The 22,711-nt window shown below is 71.7% G+C and carries 20 protein-coding genes; 14 read left to right on the top strand and 6 right to left on the bottom strand.

Going from position 1 to position 22,711, the window contains the following annotated elements:
* Nucleotides 1–130 precede the first annotated feature (130 nt).
* Together ACZ6JY_RS10855 and ACZ6JY_RS10850 are read left to right on the top strand one after the other, a co-directional pair.
* Nucleotides 131–1,672 carry a sensor histidine kinase gene (locus ACZ6JY_RS10855; RefSeq protein ID WP_469195026.1) on the top strand — a complete coding sequence of 514 codons (1,542 nt, stop codon included), beginning with the start codon at nucleotides 131–133 and terminating at the stop codon, nucleotides 1,670–1,672.
* A complete protein-coding gene (locus ACZ6JY_RS10850; RefSeq protein ID WP_469194436.1) occupies nucleotides 1,669–2,118 on the top strand; it encodes a response regulator in 450 nt (149 codons plus the stop codon). The genes ACZ6JY_RS10855 and ACZ6JY_RS10850 overlap by 4 nt, the downstream gene beginning before the upstream one ends.
* Before the next feature lie 3 nt (nucleotides 2,119–2,121).
* Here the strand turns inward: ACZ6JY_RS10850 and ACZ6JY_RS10845 are convergent, their stop codons facing one another.
* Nucleotides 2,122–2,883 (bottom strand): DeoR/GlpR family DNA-binding transcription regulator, encoded by a 762-nt coding sequence (locus ACZ6JY_RS10845; protein ID WP_469194434.1) that lies wholly within the window; start codon nucleotides 2,881–2,883, stop codon nucleotides 2,122–2,124.
* A 302-nt stretch (nucleotides 2,884–3,185) separates the two neighbouring features.
* Here ACZ6JY_RS10845 and ACZ6JY_RS10840 point away from each other — a divergent pair, with 302 nt between their 5' ends.
* The 8 genes from ACZ6JY_RS10840 to ACZ6JY_RS10805 all read left to right on the top strand — a co-directional run bounded on the left by ACZ6JY_RS10840 (nucleotide 3,186) and on the right by ACZ6JY_RS10805 (nucleotide 11,433).
* Nucleotides 3,186–3,974, top strand: a complete 789-nt coding sequence (locus tag ACZ6JY_RS10840) for an endo alpha-1,4 polygalactosaminidase (protein WP_469194432.1) — start codon at nucleotides 3,186–3,188, stop codon at nucleotides 3,972–3,974.
* 131 nt (nucleotides 3,975–4,105) lie between these two features.
* Nucleotides 4,106–5,434 (top strand): ABC transporter substrate-binding protein, encoded by a 1,329-nt coding sequence (locus tag ACZ6JY_RS10835; RefSeq protein ID WP_469194430.1) that lies wholly within the window; start codon nucleotides 4,106–4,108, stop codon nucleotides 5,432–5,434.
* Between the two features lie 9 nt (nucleotides 5,435–5,443).
* The gene (locus tag ACZ6JY_RS10830) at nucleotides 5,444–6,394 is read left to right on the top strand and encodes a carbohydrate ABC transporter permease (RefSeq protein ID WP_469194428.1); all 951 of its coding nucleotides are present in this window, start codon (nucleotides 5,444–5,446) and stop codon (nucleotides 6,392–6,394) included.
* A gap of 20 nt (nucleotides 6,395–6,414) precedes the next feature.
* A complete protein-coding gene (locus ACZ6JY_RS10825) occupies nucleotides 6,415–7,278 on the top strand; it encodes a carbohydrate ABC transporter permease (protein ID WP_469195024.1) in 864 nt (287 codons plus the stop codon).
* 34 nt (nucleotides 7,279–7,312) lie between these two features.
* On the top strand, nucleotides 7,313–8,266 hold the full coding sequence (locus ACZ6JY_RS10820; RefSeq protein ID WP_469194426.1) for a carbohydrate kinase family protein: 954 nt from the start codon (nucleotides 7,313–7,315) through the stop codon (nucleotides 8,264–8,266).
* Nucleotides 8,263–9,573, top strand: coding sequence for an alpha-galactosidase (melA, locus tag ACZ6JY_RS10815; protein WP_469194424.1), 1,311 nt, complete (start codon nucleotides 8,263–8,265; stop codon nucleotides 9,571–9,573). Before ACZ6JY_RS10820 ends, melA begins: the two co-directional genes overlap by 4 nt.
* Before the next feature lie 54 nt (nucleotides 9,574–9,627).
* On the top strand, nucleotides 9,628–10,506 hold the full coding sequence (locus ACZ6JY_RS10810; RefSeq protein WP_469194422.1) for an SIS domain-containing protein: 879 nt from the start codon (nucleotides 9,628–9,630) through the stop codon (nucleotides 10,504–10,506).
* A 78-nt stretch (nucleotides 10,507–10,584) separates the two neighbouring features.
* Complete coding sequence (locus ACZ6JY_RS10805) at nucleotides 10,585–11,433, top strand: class II fructose-bisphosphate aldolase (RefSeq protein ID WP_469194420.1); 849 nt, start codon at nucleotides 10,585–10,587, stop codon at nucleotides 11,431–11,433.
* 7 nt (nucleotides 11,434–11,440) lie between these two features.
* Here the strand turns inward: ACZ6JY_RS10805 and ACZ6JY_RS10800 are convergent, their stop codons facing one another.
* The 4 genes from ACZ6JY_RS10800 to ACZ6JY_RS10785 form a co-directional block, all read right to left on the bottom strand.
* Nucleotides 11,441–13,615, bottom strand: coding sequence for an iron ABC transporter permease (locus ACZ6JY_RS10800; protein WP_469195022.1), 2,175 nt, complete (start codon nucleotides 13,613–13,615; stop codon nucleotides 11,441–11,443).
* Nucleotides 13,546–14,529 (bottom strand): iron-siderophore ABC transporter substrate-binding protein, encoded by a 984-nt coding sequence (locus tag ACZ6JY_RS10795; RefSeq protein ID WP_469194418.1) that lies wholly within the window; start codon nucleotides 14,527–14,529, stop codon nucleotides 13,546–13,548. Before ACZ6JY_RS10795 ends, ACZ6JY_RS10800 begins: the two co-directional genes overlap by 70 nt.
* Nucleotides 14,526–15,389 (bottom strand): ABC transporter ATP-binding protein, encoded by an 864-nt coding sequence (locus ACZ6JY_RS10790; protein WP_469194416.1) that lies wholly within the window; start codon nucleotides 15,387–15,389, stop codon nucleotides 14,526–14,528. The genes ACZ6JY_RS10795 and ACZ6JY_RS10790 overlap by 4 nt, the downstream gene beginning before the upstream one ends.
* Nucleotides 15,390–15,469: 80 nt before the next feature.
* Entirely contained in the window at nucleotides 15,470–16,981 is a 1,512-nt protein-coding gene (locus ACZ6JY_RS10785; RefSeq protein ID WP_469194414.1) for a monooxygenase, read from the bottom strand.
* A 60-nt stretch (nucleotides 16,982–17,041) separates the two neighbouring features.
* Here ACZ6JY_RS10785 and ACZ6JY_RS10780 point away from each other — a divergent pair, with 60 nt between their 5' ends.
* The 3 genes from ACZ6JY_RS10780 (at nucleotide 17,042) to ACZ6JY_RS10770 (ending at nucleotide 19,505) form a co-directional block, all read left to right on the top strand.
* The gene (locus ACZ6JY_RS10780; RefSeq protein WP_469194412.1) at nucleotides 17,042–17,704 is read left to right on the top strand and encodes a TetR/AcrR family transcriptional regulator; all 663 of its coding nucleotides are present in this window, start codon (nucleotides 17,042–17,044) and stop codon (nucleotides 17,702–17,704) included.
* 89 nt (nucleotides 17,705–17,793) lie between these two features.
* The gene (locus ACZ6JY_RS10775; RefSeq protein ID WP_469194410.1) at nucleotides 17,794–18,381 is read left to right on the top strand and encodes a helix-turn-helix domain-containing protein; all 588 of its coding nucleotides are present in this window, start codon (nucleotides 17,794–17,796) and stop codon (nucleotides 18,379–18,381) included.
* 173 nt (nucleotides 18,382–18,554) lie between these two features.
* Nucleotides 18,555–19,505, top strand: coding sequence for a class I SAM-dependent methyltransferase (locus ACZ6JY_RS10770; protein WP_469194408.1), 951 nt, complete (start codon nucleotides 18,555–18,557; stop codon nucleotides 19,503–19,505).
* Between the two features lie 111 nt (nucleotides 19,506–19,616).
* Here the strand turns inward: ACZ6JY_RS10770 and ACZ6JY_RS10765 are convergent, their stop codons facing one another.
* The gene (locus ACZ6JY_RS10765) at nucleotides 19,617–20,258 is read right to left on the bottom strand and encodes a class I SAM-dependent DNA methyltransferase (RefSeq protein ID WP_469194406.1); all 642 of its coding nucleotides are present in this window, start codon (nucleotides 20,256–20,258) and stop codon (nucleotides 19,617–19,619) included.
* 188 nt (nucleotides 20,259–20,446) lie between these two features.
* On the opposite strand from ACZ6JY_RS10765, the gene helR reads away from it, so the two are divergent.
* Nucleotides 20,447–22,675, top strand: coding sequence for an RNA polymerase recycling motor ATPase HelR (gene helR / locus ACZ6JY_RS10760; protein WP_469194404.1), 2,229 nt, complete (start codon nucleotides 20,447–20,449; stop codon nucleotides 22,673–22,675).
* Nucleotides 22,676–22,711 lie beyond the last annotated feature (36 nt).

The following is a 22,711-nucleotide window of genomic DNA, read 5'->3' as shown; positions in this document are numbered from 1 at the left end:
GCGGGATCGGGGCACGTGAGCCGTGACAAGCGCAGCATCGGAGAAGCACACCGTGAGTAGGACGACGGGCCGGAGGTGGCTCGGCCGCCGGTTGACCGTGCGGGGCTGGTTCCATCTGGTCCTCGCGCTGATGGCGCTGCTCGTGGTGGTGGGCACCGTCATCGGCACCCGGCTCCTCGGGCAGACCGCCGACGTGAGCGACCGGCTCGTCGGCCGGCTCCAGCCGGCCAGGACCGAGGCGTACCGCTTGCAGGCCGCCCTGGTGAACCAGGAGACCGGCGTCCGCGGCTACGCGATCGCCGCCGACCGCCGGTTCCTCGCCCCGTACACGCAGGGCAAACGGGACGAGGCCCGCGCCGCGGCCCGGCTGGGCGAGCTCATCGGGGACCAGCCCCGGCTGACGGCGGACCTCGCGGCGGTGCGGCGGCAGGCCGCGTCATGGCGGCGCGCCTACGCCGAGCCGCTGGTCCGCGACATCACGCCCGGCAAGCCGCGCACCGTCGACGCGACGACCGCCGGGCGCGGCAAGGAGGTCTTCGACCGCATCCGCAAGGGGTGGGCGACGCAGAACGCCGGCCTCGCCGACGCCGTCGCCGACGGCGAGGACGAGCTGGCCCATGCCCGTACGGTCCGTACGGTGGTGCTCAGCGGCATGGTGGCGGCCTTCCTGCTGGCGGGTGTGGTCCTCGCGGTCCTGGTGCGGATGCTGGTCGCCCGCCCTCTTGAGTCGTTGCGCGACTCCTCGCGCCGGGTGGCGGGCGGCGAGTTCGACCATGTGATCACGCTGGACGGGCCGAAGGACCTCAGGGCGGTGGCCGAGGACGTCGAGGGCATGCGCCTGCGGATCGTGGACGAGCTGGGCGCCACCCGCCGCCAGCAGGACGTGCTGGCCCGTCAGACCGCCGATCTGGACGCCCAGGCGGTGGAGCTGCGCCGCTCCAACGCCGAGCTGGAGCAGTTCGCCTACGTCGCGTCCCACGACCTCCAGGAGCCCCTGCGCAAGGTCGCCTCCTTCTGCCAGCTCCTGGAGAAGCGGTATGTCGACAAACTCGACGACAGGGGCAAGCAGTACATCGACTTCGCCGTCGACGGCGCCAAGCGCATGCAGGTCCTCATCAACGACCTGCTCACCTTCTCCCGCGTGGGCCGTCACAACGACGCCCGGGTGCCCGTGGACCTCGACCAGGCCCTCACCAGGGCGCTGGCCAACCTGGACACCGCCGTACGGGACACCGACGCGCTCGTCGAACGTCCGGAGAAGCTGCCCGAGATCGTCGGTGACCCGATGCTGCTCACGATGCTCTGGCAGAACCTGGTGGGCAACGCCGTCAAGTTCCGCCACGCCGACCGCAGGCCGCACATCCGGATCACCTGCGAGGCGGACGAGGACTCCGGCACCTGGAACGTGAGCGTCACCGACAACGGCATCGGCATCGCCGAGGAGTTCACCGAGAAGGTCTTCGTGATCTTCCAGCGGCTGCACGGCCGTGACTCCTACGGGGGTACCGGCATCGGCCTCGCGCTCTGCAAGAAGATCGTCGAGTACCACGGCGGCCGCATATGGATCGACACCGGGCACACCGGAGGCACGCGTTTCTGCTTCACTCTGCCGTGCCCCGTCGACACCGCGGACGACACCGCGTCCCGTACCGAGGAGAAGGCCCTGACATGACCATCCCCGATGCCACACCGGTCGACGTGCTCCTCGTGGAGGACGACCCCGGCGACGAGCTGATGACCCGCGAGGCGTTCGAGGACAACAAGATCGGCAACACGCTGCACGTGGTCAGGGACGGCGAGGAGGCGCTCGACTTCCTCTACCGGCGCGGCGGGCACACCGAGGCCCCGCGTCCCGACCTCATCCTGCTCGACCTCAACCTCCCCAAGTACGACGGCCGCCAGGTCCTCGAACAGATCAAGTCCGACGCGGACCTGACCGACATCCCGGTGGTGGTGCTGACCACGTCGGCGGCGGAGGAGGACATCCTGCGCAGCTACAAACTGCACGCGAACGCGTACGTCACCAAGCCGGTCGACCTGGATCAGTTCATCGCCGCGGTGCGCCGGATCGACGACTTCTTCGTCCAGGTCGTCCGGCTGCCGCGGCGTCCCGGCTGAGCCTCAGCCGGCCACGGCGACCTGCACGCCGACGTCCCCCATGGCCGACAGCTCCGCCGTGGGGGCGTCGGGGTCGGTGATGAGGGTGTGCACGTCCGCCGTCGGGCAGATCTTGGCGAAGGTGGTTCTGCCGATCTTCGAGTGGTCGGCGACCACGACGGTCCTGCTGCTGTGGAGGGCGAAGGCGCGGTCGGTGGCGGCCTCCAACTGATCGTGCGTCGTGCAGCCGTGGGCGGCGCTGATGCCGTCAACGCCGAGGAAGGCGATGTCGGTGTGGTGGTCGGCGAGGGTCTTCTCGGCGATGGGGCCGACGAGTTCGTAGCTCTGGCTGCGGGCGGTGCCGCCGATCACGATGAGGGTGACGGTGGGCCGGAGCACCAGGCTCGCCGCGATGTTGACGGCGTTGGTGACGATCGTGACGGGACCCCGGTCGGCGAGGAGCCGGGCCACCTCCGTGGTGGTGGTGCCGCCGGTGAGACCGACCACCGCCCCGTCGGGCACCAGGGCCGCGGCGGCGCGGGCGATGGCCCGCTTCTGCGGGGAGCGCTGGTCGGCGCGGTGTTGCAGCGGCAGTTCGATGCTCAGTCCGCCGGCGAGCGCGCCGCCGTGCGTGCGGTCGAGCAGCCGCTGCTCGCTCAGGTGCCGCAGATCGCGCCGCACGGTGGCCTGTGAGACGCCGAGCAGCCGCGAAAGCTGCGTCACGTCGGCGCTGCCCTGCGCGGCGACGTGGTCGAGTATCCGCACATGGCGGTCGCTTTTGAGCACGCGGTGAGCATAGCCGTGACGAGCGCGTTCGCTCACCGTTCGGGCACCGTATGCGCGTACCACTGAGCGGATTGACGTCAGTTCAGTCAAAACCGAACCCTTGACATGGCTGAACGCGCTCGATTTACTCCCTGGCAACGCCGATGTCGAGCACTCGGCGCAGAGGTACGCCCAGCCGGTAGTTGGCCTCGGCCATGAGCCCGGACTGAGTCGCCAGGGCCCCTTCCGGGGTTCCGAGGCGGGGACGTGCCCTCCACCGCTGGAGCTCCCCGATGAGCCTCAATCGTGTTGTGCGCAGATGCATGACGGCTGCCGTGGCCCTCTCGGCCACCGCGGCGGCCTGCCTGCTCGCCCCCTCCCCGGCGTCGGCCGGCCCCTCCGCCGTCGAACTGCCGTCGCCGCGGGCCGGCTTCGACTACCAGATAGGCGGCGCGTACACCCCACCGAAGGGCGTGAAGACCGTCAGCCGCGACCGGGGCGCCACCCCCGCCCGCGGTCTGTACAACCTCTGCTACGTCAACGCCTTCCAGGCCCAGCCGGGCGCGGAGCGGGAGTGGGACGCGGACCTGCTCCTCCGCGACGCGAGCGGTGACGTCGTCTACGACGACGACTGGAAGGAGGCCGTCCTCGACATCCGCACCGCCGGCAAGCGCAAGCGGATCGCCGCCAAGGTCAACACGTGGATCGACTCCTGTGCCGACAAGGGCTTCCAGGCCGTCGAGCCGGACAACTACGACACCTACACCCGCTTCCCCGATCACCTGAAGGCGAGCCAGGCCAAGGCCTTCATCTCCCTGCTGTCCGCCCACGCCCACGACAAGGGCCTGGCCATCGCGCAGAAGAACACGCCGGACCTGGCCGCCGACCGCGAGGAGACCGGGCTCGACTTCGCCGTCGCCGAGGAGTGCGGCGAGTGGGACGAGTGCGACATGTACACGGACGCGTTCGGCGACCGCGTCCTGGTCATCGAGTACTCCGCCAAGGGCCTGGACAAGGCCTGCTCGGGATGGGGCGACCGGCTGAGCATCGTCCGACGTGACGTCGGCGTCTCGCCCGTGGGCAGCGACGGCTACCTCCGCCTGACCTGCTGAGCCGACCGCCGGGTTCCGGACCGCCGGAACCCGGCGCCCTTCGCGCGGGAGCGTCCTCTCCTCTCCCGCTCCCCCGACGAGTTCACCCGCCGAGCGCCGCCGCAGGGCCGCGCGTCCGTCTGGAGGCAGTGATGACAGCAGTTCCCCGAGCACCAGGACCGCCGTCGCGGCGCGGTGTGCTGCGGGCCGGTGGTGCCGGTGCGCTCGCGGCGGCCGGCGGCGCCCTGTCCGGCTGCGCGTCGGCCACGGCCGACGGGGTCGGCGCCGACGGGCGCGTCACGATCCAGATGTGGCACGGCCAGAACGACACCGCGGCCAAGGTCATCAAGAGTCTGGCCGCCGAGTTCGAGCGCGCCCACCCGGACATCCGCGTGGACATGGGCGGCGGTGTGCTGGCCGACGCCATGCTCCAGAAGGTCACCGCCGCCCTCGCCTCCGGCGCCTACCCCGACATCGCCTACGTCTTCGGCTCCGACCTCGCGAGCGTGGCCCGCAGCCCGCAGGTGGTCGACCTGACCGAGCACGTACGGCACGGCCCGACGCCATGGCGCAACTACCACGCGCCGGCCCGCGACGCCGTCACCGTCAACGGCCGGGTCCGCGCGGTGCCCGCCCTCCTCGACGCCCTGGCGGTGGTCTGCAACAAGAAGCTGTTCGCCGAGGCCGGCGTCGAACTGCCCGAGGCGGGCTGGACCTGGCGGGAGTTCACCGACACCGCGCGCCGCCTCACCGACCCGGCCGAGGGACGGTTCGGCACCGGGTGGCCCGGCACCGGCGACGAGGACACCGTGTGGCGGCTGTGGCCGCTGGTGTGGGACCTGGGCGGTGACGTGGTCGCCGAGGACGGCCGGAGCATCGGCTTCGAGAAGCAGGGCGTACGCGCCCTGGAGGTCGTTCAGAACCTGGTGCGCGACAGAAGCGTCTACATCGACCCCAAGCCGGGCAGCGAGCAGATGTACCAGGTCTTCCTCTCCGGCCGGATGGCCATGGTGCCGACCGCCCCCTGGCAGCTCCCGGACATCAGGCAGGCGAAGGTCGACTACCACGTCGTCCCCCTGCCCAGCTTCAGCCGCCGCCCCATGACCATCTCCGGGCCCGACACCTGGACGCTGTTCGACAACGGCGAGGCCCGCGTGAAGGCCGCGCGCACCTTCGTCACCTGGCTGACCCAGCCCGCCCAGGACAGCCGGTGGGACGTGGAGGCGGGCAGCCTGCCGCTCAGCCGACGCAGCGAGGACCGCCCGGCCTGGCGGCGGCACTCCACCCGTACGCCCGGCCTGTCCGTGTTCACCGAGGCGGTCACGTCGGCACGCGTACGTCCCGTGCACCCCGCCTACCCCCGGATATCCCGCGCCCTGGGCCAGGCCATCGTCGCCGTGCTGCTCGGCCGCAAGAGCCCCGCCGACGCGGTGCGCTCCTGCGCCGAGGAGTCCAACGCCGCCCTGCTGATCCCGCGCTGAGGACCTGACATGCCCCGACTTCCCACCCCGCTGACCCTGCCGCAGGACCGTCCCGAGCCGCGCGCCCTGCGCCGTCGGCGCCGCCGGGAGACCGCCACGGCCTGGGCGTTCGTCTCACCCGCCGTGCTCGTCATCCTCGGCCTGAGCGTGCTGCCGGTCATCTGGTCGCTGCTGCTGTCCTTCCAGGCCAACGACCTCGTCACGCCCAGCCGCTGGGTGGGCCTCGACAACTACCACGCCCTGCGCCAGGACCCGAACTTCCACCAGGCCGTGCGGAACACCGTGCTCTACACGGTCCTGTACGTGCCGCTGAGCATCGCCGTCGGGCTCGCTCTGGCCCTCGTGCTCAACCGGCGCATCCGCTTCGTCGGGCTCTACCGCACGCTGTTCTTCATCCCCTTCGTCATCTCCGCCACCGCGCAGGGTGTGCTGTTCTCCTTCATCCTCGACCCGGAGTTCGGCGCGGCCAACTCCCTCCTGCACCGCCTTGGCATCTCACCGCAGGGCTTCCTCACCGACCCCTCGCAGGCGCTGGGTGTGCTGGTCGTCATCACGCTGTGGAGCGGTACGGGGCTGTGCACCGTCATCTACCTGGCCGCGCTCCAGGACGTCGACCACTCCCTGGTGGAGGCCGCGCGCCTGGACGGCGCGGGACGGCCGCAGATCCTGCGGCACGTGACACTGCCCGCGCTCACGCCGGTGACGGTGTTCCTGCTGCTCTGGCAGACCATCCAGTCCCTCCAGGTCTTCGACCTCGTCTATGTGACCACCAAGGGCGGGCCACTCGGCTCGACCACCGTGATCGTCTACTTCATCTGGGAGCAGGCCTTCAAGGAGTTCACCGCCGGATACGGGGCCGCCGCCGCCTACGTCCTCGCCCTGGCGCTGCTGGTCGTGGCCGTCGTGCTGCGCATGGTCCGCCGCGAGCGCACCCCTCGTACGAAAGCAGCCGCCTCATGACCGCGACCACGACCGGGACCATGAAGGTCCACTCCCGTCCGGCGGCCGCGCCGGCCGTCCGGCGCCGCCCGCGGCTGCCGTTCAGCGCCTGGCATCTGCTGCTCGCGCCGCTGGCCGCGCTGTTCGCGGTGCCGCTGGTGTGGCTGGTCCTCAGCTCGCTGATGAGCAACGCCGAGATCAACCGCTTCCCGCCGGCGCTCTGGCCCTCGAAGATCGACCTGGGCGGGTACGGCTATGTCCTCGGCAACGCCATGTTCCCGCGCTGGCTGCTGAACTCGGTGATCGTCTCCGCGGTCGCCGTCGCCTCCAACCTCGTGTTCGGCGTGCTCGGCGGCTACGCGTTCGCCCGCATGCGCTTCGCCGGTTCGCGGGTGCTGCTCGTCCTGATGCTGGCGACCATGGCCATCCCCTTCCAGCTCACGATGATCCCCACCTTCCTTGTCATGAAGAAGCTCGGGCTCATCGACACGCTCGGCGCGCTGATCGTGCCCGCCCTCGTCACGCCGTTCGCGGTGTTCCTGCTGCGGCAGTTCTTCCTGTCGCTGCCAAGGGAGCTGGAGGAGGCCGCCTGGATCGACGGCTGCTCCCGGCTGCGGGTCATCCTCTCGATCGTCCTGCCGCTCGCGCGGCCCGCGCTCGCCACCGTGGCCGTGCTGACCTTCCTGACCACGTGGAACGACCTGACCTGGCCGCTGATCGCCATCAACCACGACACGCAGTACACGCTGCAACTGGGCCTGACCACCTTCCAGGGCCAGCACCACACCAAGTGGTCGGCGGTGATGGCGGGCAACGTCCTCACCGTCCTGCCGGTACTCGTCGCGTTCCTCTTCGCGCAGAAGGCCTTCATCCGCTCGGTCACCTCCAGCGGCCTCAAGGGCTGACCGCCCGCCATCCCGACCCGTTCGAAGGACCGCGATGCCCACCGCGTACGACCTGCTCGTCATCGGGGACGCCAACCCCGATGTCATCCTCGGCCCACTCACCGAACCCCTCGCCTTCGGCCAGCGCGAACAGCTCACCGACACCGGCTCCCTCGTCATCGGCGGCTCCGCCGCCATCATGGCCTGCGGCGCCGCGCGCCTCGGCCTGCGCGTGGCCTTCGCGGGGCGCGTCGGCGACGACGACGCCGGCCGCTACATCCGCGACGCGCTCACCGCCCGCGGCGTCGACACCCACGCCCTGACCCTGGACCCCGACCGGGCGACACCGCTGACCGTCGTCCTGACCCGCGGCGACGACCGCGCCATCCTCACCTCACCCGGCACCCTGACGGCCACCAGCGGCCATGACGTGCCCGCCGGACTGCTCGCCGCAAGCAGGCACGTCCACGCGGCCTCGTACTTCCTCCAGCCCAGGCTCGCCGACGACCTGCCGGAGCTGCTGCGCACCGCCCGCGCCCACGGCGCCACGACGTCCCTGGACACCCAGGACGACCCGTCCGGACGCTGGGACGGGGCCGCCCTGGCCGCGATCCTCGCCGAGACCGACATCCTGCTGCCCAACGCCCGGGAGGCGGCGCACCTCGCCGGCGGTGAGGGCTCCCCCGCGAAGGCCGCCGCGCTCCTCGCCGCGCGCGTACCGCTGGTGGCCGTCAAGAACGGCGCCGACGGCGCCCTGTGCCACGACGGCCGCACGCTGACGACCGCGGAGAGCATCGCGGTGGCGCCCAAGGACACGGTCGGCGCCGGGGACAGCTTCGACGCCGGATTCATCGCCGCCACTCTCCGGCAGCAACCTCCGCACCGGGCACTGCGGTTCGCCGCCGTGTGCGGAGCCCTGTCCACGCGGGCCCACGGAGGCACCGCGGCCCAGCCCACCTGGGACGAAGCCATCGCCCACACCTCTCCCACCGGAGCAACCACGTCATGACCCAGCCCAAAATCGTCTTCATCGGCGCAGGCAGCGTCGTCTTCACCCAGGGGCTGCTCGCCGACCTCTTCGCCTTTCCCGAGCTGAAGAACGCGCACATCGCCCTGCACGACATCGACGCCGAACGGCTCGCCACCGCCGAAGCCGCGGCCCGCTGCATCGCGCGGGAACGGGGCGCCGACGCCCTCGTCACCGCCCACGCCGACCGCCGCGAGTCCCTGGCCGGCGCCGACTTCGTCATCAACATCGTGCAGGTCGGCATGGGTGAGTCCACCCGTACCGACTTCGACGTACCCGCCCGCCACGGGCTGCGCCAGACCATCGGCGACACCCTCGGCATCGGCGGCATCTTCCGCGCCCTGCGCACCTTCCCCTTCTTCAAGCGGCTCGGCGAGGACATCGCCGAACTCTGCCCCGACGCCTGGCTGCTCAACTACACCAACCCCATGGCGATGAACGTCCAGTACCTCACCGAGGCCACCGGTCTGACCAAGGTGGTGGGCCTGTGCCACTCCGTGTACTGGACCATGCAGGACCTGGCCACGCTGGTGGGTGTCCCCTACGAGGAGATCACCTACCGGGCCGCCGGGGTCAACCACCAGGCGTGGGTGCTGCGCTTCGAGCACCAAGGCACCGACCTCTACCCCCGTCTCGACGAACTCATCGCGAACGACGAGCAGTTGCGGCGCAGGGTCCGCGTCGACATGTACCGGCGGCTCGGCTACTACCCCACCGAGACCAGTGAGCACTCCTCGGAGTACGTGCCCTGGTACCTGCACCACGACAGCGAGATAGAGCGGCTGCGCCTCCCGGTCGGCGCCTACCTCGGCATCGTCGACGAGAACGTGGCCGAGTACCACCGCACCCGCGACGCGCTCGCCGCCGGAACCCCGCTCACCGTCGAGGGCACCATGGAGTACGCCCCCCAGATCATCCACAGCATGGTCACCGGCACCCCTCGCACCGTCTACGGCAACGTCCCCAACCGCGGCCTGATCGACAACCTCCCGGCCCACGGCGTGGTCGAGGTGCCCTGCCTGGTCGACGCGGCGGGCATCCAGCCCACCCGCGCCGGTGCCCTGCCGCCGCAGCTCGCCGCCCTCAACCGCACGTATCTGAGCATGAACGACCTCGTCGTACGTGCCGCCGTCGACGACGATCCGCGGCACATCCGGCACGCGGCCATGACCGACCCCGCCACCGCGGCCACCCTGACCGTGGACCAGATCTGGCGGCTCTGCGACGACATGGTCCGCGCCCACGCGGACCTCCTCCAGCCGTCCCTGCGGGTCACCCTGGCCGACTGACCCGACCGCCACCCGGCCGCGCACCACCCTCACCGAGAACAGGAACACACCCTCATGTCCCTCACGAGCCAGGAAATCGCCACCCAGCCGCAGTGCTGGGAGAACGTGCTCGGCCTGCTGCCCGACGTCGCCCCGGCGCTGCCCGCGAAGGGCGAGAGCGTCGCCGTCATCGGCTGCGGCACCTCCCTCTTCATGGCCCAGGCCTACGCCCACCTGCGCGAGGACGCCGGGCACGGGCCCACCGACGCCTTCCCCGCGTCCGCGGCCCGGCTGCACCGCCGCTACGACCGCGTCATCGCCCTGACCCGCTCCGGCACCACCACCGAGATCCTCACCGCGCTCGCCGGGGCCGATGCCGCCACACGTGTCACCACGATCACCGCGGTGCCCGGCTCACCGGCCGCCCGCGTGGCGCACGACGTGATCGCGCTGGAGGAGGCCGATGAGCGGTCCGTCGTCCAGACCCGCTACCCGACCACCCAACTGGTCCTGCTCCTCGCCCACTTGGGCCACTCCGTCGAGCGGGCACGGGCCGACGTCGTCACCGCGCTGGCAGCGCCCCTCGATCCGGAGCTGGCCGGCGCCGAGCAGATCACGTTCCTCGGCGACGGCTGGCACGCGGGGCTCGCCCACGAAGCCGCCCTGAAGGTGCGCGAGGCCGCGGCCCACTGGACCGAGTCCTACCTCGTCCCTGAGTACCGGCACGGGCCCATCGCCGTGGCGGGCCCCGGACGGGCCGTGTGGAGCCTGTCCCCGCTTCCCGCGGAGCTGGCGGAGCGGATCGAGGCCACGGGAGCGTACCTGCGCCGGCCGAGCCTCGACCCGCTCGCGGAGCTCGTCCTCGCCCAGCGCCTGGCCGTGCGGCTCGCCGAGGACGCGGGGCGCGACCCCGACCGCCCCGCCCACCTGACGCGGTCCGTCGTCCTCACCTGACCTCACCCACCCCTTGTGACCGAACCCGGCCGACCGGCACCGTCCGGTCGGCCGCCCGACCCCCCGGAACTCAAAGCCATGCCTCTGGTCAGCCCTTACGACATGCTTCACAGCACCTCCGCGGCGGTGGGCGCCTTCAACGTCGCCCTCATCGAGCAACTGGAGGCCATCCTCATCGGAGCCGAGCGGGAACGGCTGCCGGTGATCGTGCAGATCAGCGAGAACGCCGTCGCCCACCACGGCTCGCTCGGCCCGCTCGCGGCAGCCGCCCGTACCGCCCTCGACGCCACGTGCGTGCCCGCCGCCCTCCACCTCGACCACGCCACCAGCCCCGACCTGATCGAGGAGGCAGTCGCCCTCGGCTTCACCTCCGTGATGTACGACGGTGCCGCCCTGCCCTGGCGGGAGAACGTCGCCCACACCCGCCGAATCGCCCGCCACTGCCGGGAGCACGGCGTGTTCCTGGAGGCCGAGCTGGGCGAGATCGGCGGCAAGGACGGCGCGCACGCGCCCGGGGTGCGCACGGACCCCGGCGAGGCCGCCCGGTTCGTGGCGGACACCGGCGTGGACGCCCTCGCGGTGGCCGTCGGCACCTCGCACCACATGACCGAGCGCACGGCCCGCCTCGACCTGGATCTCGTACGGGAGTTGCGTGCCGCGGTGCCGGTGCCGCTGGTCCTGCACGGTTCGTCGGGGGCGGACGACGCGACGCTGGCCGCGGCGGCGGCCGCCGGCATCCGCAAGGTCAACATCTCGACGCATCTCAACGCGGTCTTCACCGCGGCCGTGCGCGAGGTGCTCGACGCCGGTCCCGATGTCGTCGACCCCCGGCGCTATGTGAGCCGGGGGCGCGGGGCGATGGCCGCAGAGGTGGCGAGGCTGCTCCGGCTCTTCGCCGCTCCCGCGGCCACCCCGGCGCCCGTATAGCGGCGGACTACCGGCGGCTGCGCACCAGCAGGTACAGGAAGTAGGGCGTGCCGATGACGGCCGTCATGAGTCCCGCTCCGAGCTGGGACGGTGCGATCACGGTGCGGCCCACCAGGTCGGCCGTGCAGACGAGGATGGCCCCGAGCAGCACGGAGACCGGCACGATACGGGTGTGCTGCCGGCCCACGAGGGCCCTGGCGGCGTGCGGTGCCACCAGGCCGACGAAGCCGATGGTTCCCGCGGCGGCCACCGCGGTGGCGCTCAGCAGCACGCTGAGGACGAGGAAGCCGAGGCGTCCGCGGCCCAGATTGAGGCCGAGCAGCCGCGGGGTGTCCTCGTCGAGGGAGACGAGGTCGAGTTCGGTGCGCCGCGCGACCGCGATGACCAGACCCACGGCGAGGACGATCGCGAGGGGCACCACGTCGGGCAGGGTCCGCCCGTAGGTGGAGCCGGAGAGCCAGGTGAGGGCTTTCGTCGCGTTGAACGGGTCGGTGAGGATGATCAGCAGGCTGACCAGGGCGGCGGCCCCGGTGGCCACGCCGAACCCGACGAGGACGAGCCGGTTCTGCCGGAAGCCGCCCCGCGCGGCCAGACCGAAGACGATGACGGCGCTGACCGCGGCGCCCGCGAAGGCACCCGCGGACACGCTCCACGTCCCGGCAAGGGGCACGGTCGTGACCATCAGTACGGCGCCCGCCGCGGCGCCGTTGGTCACGCCGAGGACGCCCGGCTCGGCCAGGGGGTTGCGGGTGACGGCCTGGATGAGCGTCCCGGCGAGCGCGAGGGCCCCGCCCGCGAGGAGGGCGGCCAGGACGCGCGGCATCCGGGTGTCGAGCACGAAGGTGACGGTCTGCCCCGCCCGCCCCTGCGCCCAGTTGACCACGTCGCCCAGGAGCAGCTTGCTGTCGCCGATGAGCACGGCGGCGATCGTCAGGCCGACGAGGACGACGACGAGCACGGCCGTGGTGACGAGGAAGACGGTGCGGCTGCGGATGCGCAGCCGGTCGACAGGGACGGCTCCGCCGGTGTCCTTGACCCGTGCGGCCATCGCGACCAGGAAGAGAGCGCCGACCAGGCTGGTGACGACGCCGGTCGGCACGGCGACCGCGGTGTCCGACGGCACGAGGGCGCGCAGCAGCACATCGGAGCCGAGCACCAGGCACGCGCCGGTGAGTCCCGCGAACGGCAGGCTCGCCCGCGACTTGGTGAAGCCGTGGAACTTGCGGGCGAGTCCGCGGACGAGGGCCGGGGCGCACAGTCCGACGAAGCCGATGGGTCCGGCGAGGCTGACGGCGGCGGTGGAGAGCAGGGCGGCGAGCACGACGGCGGTGACGCGGGTGGAGCGCACGGGCACGCCGACCCCGCGTGCGGCGTCGTCGCCGAGTGCCAGGGCGTCGACCCGGCGCGCCAGGAGCAGCAGGCCGACGAGGGCGACGACGCCGATCGGCACCATCTGCAGAACGCCGTCGAAGCCGTTCTGCGCGATGCTGCCCTGGTTCCACTTGTAGAGGCCCTCGGTCTCCTGGGGGAACAGCAGGAGCAGCCCCTCCGTGACGGCGGTGAGCCCGAGGGTGAGGGCGCTGCCCGCGAGGACGAGCCGGACGGTGCCCGCGCCGAGTCCGGAGAGGCCGAGGACGACGGCCGCGGCGGCGAGGCCGCCGACGAACGCGACGCCGGACGAGACGAACAGCGGCAGCGAGACTCCGGTGGCGGCCACCAGGGTGAGGGCGACGTAGGAGCCCGCGTTGACGGCGAGGGTGTCGGGCGAGGCGAGAACATTGCGGCTGATGGCCTGGAGGGCGGCGCCCGCCATGCCGAGTACGGCGCCGACGAGCAGCCCCGCGGTCATTCTCGGCAGCCGGGACGCGACGACGACGGAGGCGTCGGTCCGGTCGGCCTGCCCGGTGAGCGCCTTCCACACCTCGGGGGCGCCGGCCGAGGCCGTGCCCTGGGTGATGTCGACGACGGCGAGGACGGCGACGACGAGGACCAGTGCGGCCGTCACCGCGGCCGCGCCCGTGCGGGACAGGGCTGCCGGCGGACGGGTGGCGGGGGTGGTTGCGGTGACGGCCATGGCGTTGTTCCTTCGGCGCCTTGTTTCTTCAGTGCCAGTTACTTCTTGAGGGCCTTGACGACGGAGTCGACGTACTGGCTCATCGACGCGGGGCCGCCGAACATCCAGGTGCCGTCGGCCAGCCGGTGCACGTGGTCCTTCTTCACGAACGGCAGCGAGGTCCAGATCTTGTCCTTGGACAGGGCGCCGGCGAACGGGTTGCTGTTCTTGTCGCCGTCGTTGCCGATGTAGGCGAACCGCACGTCGTCGTCGAGCTCGGTGAGGCCCTCGACGTCGGTGGAGCCGAGGCCGTAGGCCTTGTCGCCCTTGACCGACCAGTCGTTCTTCAGGCCGAGCTTCTCGTTGACCGCGCCGATCAGCGAGCCGCTGGTGTACGGCCGGATCGAGGTCTGGTTGCCGGTGACGTAGCCGTCGGCGAAGGCGTACTTCGCGCCGGCGAGACCGGCGGCGGCGAGCTTCTTCTTGCCGTCGGCGAGCTTCGCCTCGAAGTCCTTCTTGACCTTCGTGGCCTGTTCGGTGGTGCCGGTGGCCTTCGCGAGGAGGTCCAGGTTCTCCGTCATCTGACCGATGGGGTCGGAGGTGTCGGAGGGCCGCAGGTTCAGGACCGGGGCGATCTTGCGCAGCTGCTTCACGGCGGCGGCGGGCAGGTCGGTCGTCGCGACGATGAGGTCGGGCTTCAGGGACGCGACGGTGTCCATGCTGGGCTCGCCGCGCGTGCCGACGTCCTTGGGGTCGTTCTTCAGCGGGGCTGCGGTGTCCCAGGTCTTGTAGCCCTTGACGTCGGCGACGCCGGTCGGCTCGACGCCGAGGGACAGCAGGCTCTCGACGGCGTTCCACTCGGTGCCGACGACCTTCTTGGCGGGCCCGTCGAGCTTCACCTTCGTGCCGGTGCCGTCGGTGAGGATGATGGCCTTGGCATCGCTCTTGGCGTCGTCGTCGGCGGCGGGCTCGGTGGTTCCGCATGCGGACAGGGTGAGGGCCGCGGCGGTGGCGGCCGCCGCGGTGATCAGGAGGCGTCTCATGAGGTGGTGCTGAGCCTTTCGCTTCGCGAGTGGTGACGGCCGATGGCGCGCGTGCGCAGCCGGCCGGTGAGCGGGTCGTTCTCGACCTCGATGCGGATTCCGTAGGTGTCGGTCAGCCGCTGGGGTGTCAGTACGTCTTCGGGGCCGCCGTCCGCGATGACGCGGCCCGTGTCGAGCAGGAAGATGCGGTCGGCTATGGCCGCGGCCTGGTCGAGGTCGTGCAGGACGGCGCCGACGGCGATGCCGTGATCGTCCGCCAGGTCCCGCATCAGGTCGAGGAGTTCGACCTGATAGCGGAGGTCCAGATAGGTCGTCGGCTCGTCGAGGAGGAGCACGCCCGTCTCCTGGGCGAGGCAGCTTGCGAGCCAGACGCGCTGGAGCTGGCCTCCGGAGAGGTGTTCGGCCCCGCGTCCGGCGAGTTCGGCGACGCCGGTCATGGCGAGCGCGCGGTCCACCGCGGTCCGCCCGTCCGGGTCGGCCTTGCCCCATCGGCCGCGGTAGGGGTAGCGGCCGAATTCCACGACGTCCCGTACGGTCAGGCCGCCGGGTGTGGGGCGTCCCTGGGTGAGCAGGGCGACGTGGCGGGAGAACTCACGGGGGCTCAGCGCGAGGCCGTCGGTGCCGCCGTCGATGACGAGTTCGGCGGTACGGGGCCTCTGCAGCCTTGCGATCGTGCGCAGCAGCGTCGACTTGCCGCTGCCGTTGGGGCCCACGAGCACGGTCACCTCGCCCGGCCGCAGGGTCATGGAGGCGTCATGGACGACGTCGACGCCTTCGTAGGCCACGGTGACGCCCGTGGCGTTGAGTTCATGACCCTGGGGGCGGCGCGGGGCCGCTGCGGTCTCTTCACCTTCTTGCACGAGGTGGAGGTTAGCCTAACCTTACCGAAGTGCGAAATGGGGCCCCCGCTTCCCACAAGGCGAAAACCGGCCAGGCTGTTTCAGACGGGTTCTCCCATCCAGGCCGTCAGCGCGGCGCGCCGCTCTTCGCCGCGCGTGCGGGGGTCGGAGTGGCGCGTGGCCCAGGCGACGTGCCCATCGGGGCGTACGAGGATCTCGCGCACCCCGTCCAGATCCGCGCGCCCCTCGTACTCGGTGATGCCGGGGGCGGTCACGCGCCGGCCCCATTGAGGGGCGACGGCCGCGGCGGCGTCCGCCTCGCCGGTGAGATCGAGGTGCACGAACCGGCCGCCGTGGAGCAGGCCGTAGACCCTCCGAGCCGTCGAGTCGGCCGCGCTCAACGCGATGTCGGGCATCCGTCCGCCCACCAGGGGGTCGGCACCGGGTGTCGTGGCAGGGTAGGCGGTGCCGAGCGCGGAGACCTGCGCGGCGAGCGTGCGGTTGACCTCCGCCATCCGCAGGAGCCCGTCGAAGAGGCTCCGCAGGGCCGCCGCCGGGCGCCGGTACCGCTCCATGAGCGCCAGCTCGGCGAGGAGTGTCTGCACCTCGGTGTTCTCGGTGACCGCGCGGCCGACCGGGCGGCGTTCGACGTCGTAGCTGTCGAGGAGCCCGGCCGGCGCCCAGCCGTTGACTTCGGCGGCCAGCTTCCAGCCGAGGTTCATGGCGTCCTGGAGCCCGGTGTTGAGACCCTGGCCCGCCGCGGGGAAGTGGATGTGGGCGGCGTCGCCCGCCAGCAGGAGGCGTCCCGCGCGGTAACTCTCCGCGAGCCGCGTGGCGTTGCCGAAGCGGGAGAGCCAGCGGGGCCCTGCGACACCGAGGTCGGAGCCGCAGAGCCGGGTCAGCGAGGCGCGGAACTCCTCCAGGGTCACCGGCTCGGCGGCCGGCACCCTCATCCGCTCCGGGTCCAGGAACACTAGGCGGGTCAGGCCGCCCTCCAGCGGCGCCACAAGGACGCCGTGCTCGCGGGCGGCGGCCAGGGCCGCGGGGCCGGTGTCCATGGCCGCGAAGTCACCCAGCACGCCGGTGAGGGTCTCGTCCGTACCCGGGAAGCCGATGGCCGCGGCCCGGCGCACCACGCTGCGCCCGCCGTCGCAGCCGACCGCGTACCGCGCGCGTACGGTCGCGGTGCCCGCGGGGCCGCGCACCTCGGCCTCGATCCCGTCGGCGTCCTGGCTCAGCCCGGTCACCTCGCGTTCGCGCAGGACCTCCACGCCCAGCTCGCGAGCCCGCTCCGCGAGCAGCGCCTCGGTGTGTGCCTGGGCGAGGAACAGCGTGTAGTTGTGCCGCGAGTCGAGCGCCGAGAAGTCCAGCCGGGTGGGGAGCTGCGCGAAGTGCCAGCCGGGCACCTTCCGGCCGAGCGGCAGGAACCGGTCGAGCAGCCCCCGCTGGTCCATCAGCTCCACGCTGCGCGGGTGCAGGCTCAGCGCCCGGGAGTCCCGCTGCGGCCTCGCCCTGCGCTCAAGTATCCGGGTCCGCACACCGGCCAGTGCCAGCTCGCAGCCCAGCATGAGGCCCGTCGGTCCCGCACCCACGACGATCACGTCGGCATCCATCGGAGTCTCCCTCATTAGTGAACGACGTTCACATGAACGATGTTCACTATAGTGAGACGCATGACCTCCTCGTCAACCCCGACCAGGGGCCGCCCACCGCGGCTCAACCGCGACCGCGCCCTGCACACCGCCCTCGACCTGCTGGACCGGTCGGGACTCGACGCGCTGACCATGCGGCGGCTCGCCGACGCGCTGGACGTACGGGCAGGCGCGCTGTACCGCTACTTCGCGACCAAGCAGGACCTGCTCACGGCCATGGCGGAGCGGATGATGGAGGGCGTCACGAAAGCGGCCGCCGAAGGCGGCGGGAGTGACTGGGGAGAGCGGCTGACCGACCTCGCACGGGCCATGCGCACGGCCCTGCTCGCCCACCGCGACGGTGCGCGCGTGTTCGCGGGCACCCACGCGACGGGGGCGAACATCCTCGGTTACGCGGACACCGTCGTCGGCCTCCTGCGCGATGCGGGTTTCGAGGACGACGACGCGGCACGGGCGCTCTACACGTTGGCGAACTTCACCGTGGGCCACACCCTGGAGGAACAGGCCGCGCTGCACCCCGGCGAGGACCGGCCGGTCGATCCCGGACTGCTGCGGGACGCGGTGACGGCGGGCACCTACCCGCACCTCGGCGCCACGCTGCCCGCTCTCACCAGCGGTGACTTCGACCGCCTCTTCGAGTTCGGACTCGGGCTGCTCGTCGACGGGCTGCGGGCGCGCCGTTGACCGGGCGGTGACGGGCGGCCGTGGACATTGCGTCGCAGACGTTGCGTCGTAGACGTTGGATATTGCGCCGTAGACATACAGTGTTGCCCATGACGCAAAGCGATGGAGAGCTGGACAGTCTGGTGCGCAAGAGGATCCGCGCGCTGCGGGTGGCCCAGGGCTGGTCCCTGGAGGAGCTGGCGTCCCGCGCGAACGTCAGCCAGTCCACGCTCTCCCGCATCGAGAACGGTCAGCGGCGCCTCGCCCTCGACCAGCTCGTCACGCTCGCGCGCGCCCTGGACACCTCGCTCGACCAGCTCGTGGAGACCCCCAGCGACGACGTCGTCACCAGCCCGATGATCGACGGGGCGCACGGGCTGATGCGCTGGCCCATCAAGGCGGAGCCGGGCATGACTGTCGTACGGCAGCGCATGACCGAGCCGCCGCCCACGAGTTCCGCACGCATGCGCGCGCACCCCGGCCGCGAGTGGCTGGTCGTACTGTCCGGCACCGCGGTCCTGCTCCTCGGCAACCGGCGGCTGCGCGTAGAGACCAACCAGGCCGCCGAGTTCCCCACGATGCTGCCGCACGCCATCGGCGCCGAAGGCGGGCCGTGCGAGATCCTCGGCATCTTCGACCGCGACGCCCGGCGCAGCCACCAGGAACGCGCACCGGCCGTCCCCGAGGCCGGTCGCTGAAGCGGCAGGCCTCGCGGGCCCCTTTCCGAACCAGGCCCCTTTCCGAACCAGGGCCCCTTTGTGGGCCACGCAGGTCAAGGGATTCTTGCGCGTACGGCAGCTCAGCGCGTCATTGTCTTGCGCATCCGGGAAGGCCCCGCCACTTCGGCGCATCGCCGACCTAGCGTGGCGCCATGAACCACGCTTCCCCGCATCCGCATCCGCATCCGCACACGGACTCGCACCCGCACACGAACACGCACCGGCACCCGCACACGGCGCACTCCGCGCACGGTGACGCCTCGCTCCGCACGGCCCGGCCCGACGGCGCGGGCAACCAGGCCGAGCTGCTCGATCTGGACGCGGAAGTCCTCGCCGAGCACATCGCGGACATCACCGCATGGCTGCCGGTCGAGACCGACCCCCGGCACATCGTCGACCTGGGCTGCGGGACCGGAACCGGCACCTTCGCCCTGCTGGCCCGCTGGCCCGAGGCCCGGGTCACCGCCGTCGACTCCTCGGCCGAGCACCTGCACCGACTGCGGGAGAAGGCGTGCGCGCAGGGGGTGGACGACCGCGTACGCACCGTCCAGGCCGATCTGGACGCCGGGTGGCCCGACCTCGGGACGCCGGAGCTGGTGTGGGCCTCGGCGTCACTGCATCACATGGCGGAGCCCGACCGGACGCTGCGCCAGGTCCACGAACTGCTCGCCCCTGGCGGCCTGTTCGCCGTCGTCGAGCTGGCCGGCTTCCCCCGCTTCCTGCCGGAGAACGCGCCGGAGGCCCGGCCCGGTCTGGAGGAGCGCTGCCACGCCGCCCTGGCACACCACCACGCCGAGCACGTGTCTCACCGTGGCGCCGACTGGGGCCCCAGACTGACCGGGGCCGGTTTCACCGTCGAGGGCGAACGCACCATCGCCGTGCACATCGACGGCTCCCGCGACGAGGCGGTCGGCCGCTACGCACTCAACACCCTGCGCCGCCTGCGCGACAGCGCAGCCGACGCGCTCTCCGCGGAGGACCTGAACACCCTCGACCAGCTCCTCGACACCGAAGGACCGCACAGCGTCCTGCGCCGCACCGACCTGGCGGCCCGCACGGAACGCACCGTGTGGGCCGCGCGCCGCGAGAACGGAAACGACTGACCGTCCGTCACTCACCCAGCGGGATCAGCCGAATCACTCACCTACCCGGTTCAGCCGGGTCACTCACCCACCCGGTTCAGCCGGGTCACTCACCCACCCGGTTCAGCCGGGTCACTCACCCGCCCGCATCAGCAGATGCCCCCTGCGGAACCGCTCACCCTCCCACGGCTCGCGCAGCATCCGTCCCACTTCGGTGAACCCGGCCTCGCCCGCAAGCGCCGCCATGCTGTCGATGGGCCACCGGTAGGCCGTGGTCACCTTGTGGTCGAAGGCGGTGAGCGGTTCGCCCTCCGATTCGAAGAACGCGAGGACGAGGTGACCGCCGGGTGCGAGCACCCGGCGGAACTCCGCGAAGTAGGAGCGCACGTCCTCGGCCGGAGCGTGGATCACCGAGTACCACGACACGACGCCGCTCAGCGACCCGTCGGCCAGGTCGAGGGCGTCCATGGAGCCGACCTCGAACCGCAGCTCGGGATGGGTCTTCCGGGCGATGTCGATCATCACGGGTGACAGGTCGATCCCGAAGACGTCGAGGCCCAGCTTCCGCAGATGCGCGGTCACCGGGCCCGGACCGCAGCCCAGCTCCGCGACCGGCCCGGGCCCCGATATCCGCGCGAGCTCGGCGAACGCGGCGAGCACCGCGCGGTCCACGGAGGGACAGTCGAGGTCGTCGCGGTTGAGTCCGGAGTAGACGACGGCGAGGGCGTCGTAGGCAGCGGCAGTCGTCTTCAAGTGCGAGGCGGTTTCAGTCACAAGAGACGACCCTAGGCGGGGACGCGGAAGGGCGCGAAGAAAGAGGCAAAAGAGAAAGGCAAGAGGGGGTGCCCACCTCTTGCCACTTTCAAGTTATAGCGCGGTGGGGGGCTTGCGGCAAGGCCCCCACCGTGCCGCACAATCGCTCACCTCAGCCACGACCTGCGGAAACGGGAGACCAACTGCGTATGCCCCCACTGACCACCAGCGCCTTCGACCTCGCCGACACCCTCACCGCCAAGGCCGACCCGCGGCTCATCGCCGACGACGAGCGGCACTTCGAGGCCATCGCGCGGAGCCTGGAGCAGGCGATCGCGGAGCTGTCCGACCGCCTCGACGCCGAACGGAGGGCACCCGGCGGCCTGGGCCGTGAGGCGCTGGAGCGGGACCTGGAGATCCACCGGCTGACCAACCGCCTGCGCGCCCTGCGCCGCTTCGGGCTCGACCTGTGCCTCGGCCGGGTCGTCGGCGCGGACGGCTCCGCGCCCGTGTACATCGGCCGGCTCGGCCTCACCGACAGCACGGGCCACCGGCTGCTGCTCGACTGGCGTTCCCCCGCGGCCGAGCCCTTCTTCGCCGCCACCCACGCCAACCCGATGGGTCTGGCCAGCCGCCGCAGGTACCGCTGGGCCAACGGCCGGATCAGCGACTACTGGGACGAGGTGTTCACCGCCGACGGCCTCGAAGGGCACGCCGCGCTCGACGACCAGTCGGCCTTCGTCGCCAGCCTTGGCACGAACCGCTCGGCCCGGATGCGGGACGTGCTGTCCACCATTCAGGCCGACCAGGACGCCGTCGTACGCGCGAGTTCCCGCGGCGCCCTCGTGGTCGACGGCGGTCCCGGTACGGGCAAGACCGTCGTGGCCCTGCACCGCTCCGCCTACCTGCTCTACTCCGACCCCCGCCTCGCGGGTCACCGCAGGGGCGGCGTGCTGTTCGTCGGTCCGCACCAGCCCTACCTCGCGTACGTCGCCGACGTCCTGCCCAGCCTCGGCGAGGAGGGCGTGCGGACCTGCACCTTGCGCGACCTGGTCGCCGAGGGGGCGGAAGCCGCGGTGGAGAGCGACCCGGAGGTGGCTCGCCTGAAGTCGTCCGCGGACATGGTGGGGGCCATCGAGAAGGCCGTCAGGTTCTACGAGGACCCGCCGACGGAGGGGATGTCGGTCACTACCCCTTGGTCCGACGTCTGGTTGAGCGCCGGTGACTGGGCCGAGGCGTTCGCGGCGGCGGAGCCCGGCACTCCGCACAACGAGGCACGCGACCAGATCTGGGAGGAGCTGGTCACGATCCTGCTGGACAAGCACGACCTGGACGAGGACGGTCCGGGCGACGGCCCGGGTGAGTACGGCGGGCAGGGCGAGTACGACGGTCCGGGCGAGTACGGCGGTGGCGCGTCGGCCGCGCTGCTCCGCAAGTCCTTCCTGCACAACAGGGAGTTGGTGACGGCCCTCTACCGCGCGTGGCCGCTGCTCGAAGCGGCCGACCTGGTCGGCGATCTGTGGTCGGTACCCGCGTATCTGCGCATGTGTGCCCCCTGGCTGAGCCCCGAGGAGGTGCGGAAGCTGCGGCGCGAGGACGCCCAGGCCTGGACGGTGGCGGACCTGCCGCTCCTGGACGCGGCACGGCAGCGTCTCGGTGACCCGGAGGCCTCGCTGCGCAGGCGCAGGCGCGACGCCTCGGTCGCCGCCGAACGCGAGCGCATGGCCGGGGTCATCGACAACATGGTCGCCGCCGACGCCGACGGTGAGGGCGCGGTGACCATGCTGCGCGGGCGGGATCTCCAGGACAGCCTGATCGACGAGAGCGCGCTGCCCACCGCCGCGCCGGAGCCCCTGGCGGGCCCGTTCGCGCACGTCGTCGTGGACGAGGCGCAGGAACTGACCGACGCGGAGTGGCAGATGCTGCTGCTCCGGTGCCCGTCCCGCAGCTTCACCATCGTCGGGGACCGCGCCCAGGCCAGGCACGGGTTCACCGAGTCCTGGCGGGAACGGCTCGAACGGATCGGCATCGACCGGATCGAGGTGGCTTCCCTGAGTGTCAATTACCGTACGCCCGAGGAGGTCATGGCGGAGGCCGAGCCGGTCATCCGCGGCGCGCTCCCGGACGCGAACGTGCCGACCTCCATCCGCAGCAGTGGCCTTCCCGTCGTCCACGGGTCCGTCGCCGAACTGGACTCGGTCCTCGACTCGTGGCTCATCTCGCACGCGGACGGGGTCGCCTGCGTCATCGGCGATCCCACGTTCCGCGCCACGTCACGCGTCCGGTCACTGACCCCGGAACTGGCGAAGGGGCTGGAGTTCGACCTAGTCGTCCTCGTCGACCCGGAGTCGTTCGGCGAGGGCATCGAAGGGGCGGTCGACCGCTATGTCGCGATGACTCGGGCGACACAGCGACTCGTCATCCTCACTCGCTCCTGAGCAGCCCTTTCGCGCCCCTTCTCTCCTCTCCTCGCC

The sequence above is a fragment of the Streptomyces sp. NPDC046335 genome, from assembly GCF_055587985.1.
The sequence above is the reverse complement of the archived record's forward strand: the minus strand, read 5'-3'. Positions and strand labels throughout refer to the sequence as shown.

Excerpts from the sequence above, each read along its gene's own strand:
- ACZ6JY_RS10855 (WP_469195026.1), top strand. The coding sequence starts at position 131 with ATGGCGCTGCTCGTGGTGGTGGGCACCGTCATCGGCACCCGGCTCCTC.
- ACZ6JY_RS10850 (WP_469194436.1), top strand. The coding sequence starts at position 1,669 with ATGACCATCCCCGATGCCACACCGGTCGACGTGCTCCTCGTGGAGGAC.
- ACZ6JY_RS10840 (WP_469194432.1), top strand. The coding sequence starts at position 3,186 with ATGACGGCTGCCGTGGCCCTCTCGGCCACCGCGGCGGCCTGCCTGCTC.
- ACZ6JY_RS10835 (WP_469194430.1), top strand. The coding sequence starts at position 4,106 with ATGACAGCAGTTCCCCGAGCACCAGGACCGCCGTCGCGGCGCGGTGTG.
- ACZ6JY_RS10830 (WP_469194428.1), top strand. The coding sequence starts at position 5,444 with ATGCCCCGACTTCCCACCCCGCTGACCCTGCCGCAGGACCGTCCCGAG.
- ACZ6JY_RS10825 (WP_469195024.1), top strand. The coding sequence starts at position 6,415 with ATGAAGGTCCACTCCCGTCCGGCGGCCGCGCCGGCCGTCCGGCGCCGC.
- ACZ6JY_RS10820 (WP_469194426.1), top strand. The coding sequence starts at position 7,313 with ATGCCCACCGCGTACGACCTGCTCGTCATCGGGGACGCCAACCCCGAT.
- melA (WP_469194424.1), top strand. The coding sequence starts at position 8,263 with ATGACCCAGCCCAAAATCGTCTTCATCGGCGCAGGCAGCGTCGTCTTC.
- ACZ6JY_RS10810 (WP_469194422.1), top strand. The coding sequence starts at position 9,628 with ATGTCCCTCACGAGCCAGGAAATCGCCACCCAGCCGCAGTGCTGGGAG.
- ACZ6JY_RS10805 (WP_469194420.1), top strand. The coding sequence starts at position 10,585 with ATGCCTCTGGTCAGCCCTTACGACATGCTTCACAGCACCTCCGCGGCG.
- ACZ6JY_RS10795 (WP_469194418.1), bottom strand. The coding sequence starts at position 14,529 with ATGAGACGCCTCCTGATCACCGCGGCGGCCGCCACCGCCGCGGCCCTC.
- ACZ6JY_RS10785 (WP_469194414.1), bottom strand. The coding sequence starts at position 16,981 with ATGGATGCCGACGTGATCGTCGTGGGTGCGGGACCGACGGGCCTCATG.
- ACZ6JY_RS10780 (WP_469194412.1), top strand. The coding sequence starts at position 17,042 with ATGACCTCCTCGTCAACCCCGACCAGGGGCCGCCCACCGCGGCTCAAC.
- ACZ6JY_RS10775 (WP_469194410.1), top strand. The coding sequence starts at position 17,794 with ATGACGCAAAGCGATGGAGAGCTGGACAGTCTGGTGCGCAAGAGGATC.
- ACZ6JY_RS10770 (WP_469194408.1), top strand. The coding sequence starts at position 18,555 with ATGAACCACGCTTCCCCGCATCCGCATCCGCATCCGCACACGGACTCG.
- helR (WP_469194404.1), top strand. The coding sequence starts at position 20,447 with ATGCCCCCACTGACCACCAGCGCCTTCGACCTCGCCGACACCCTCACC.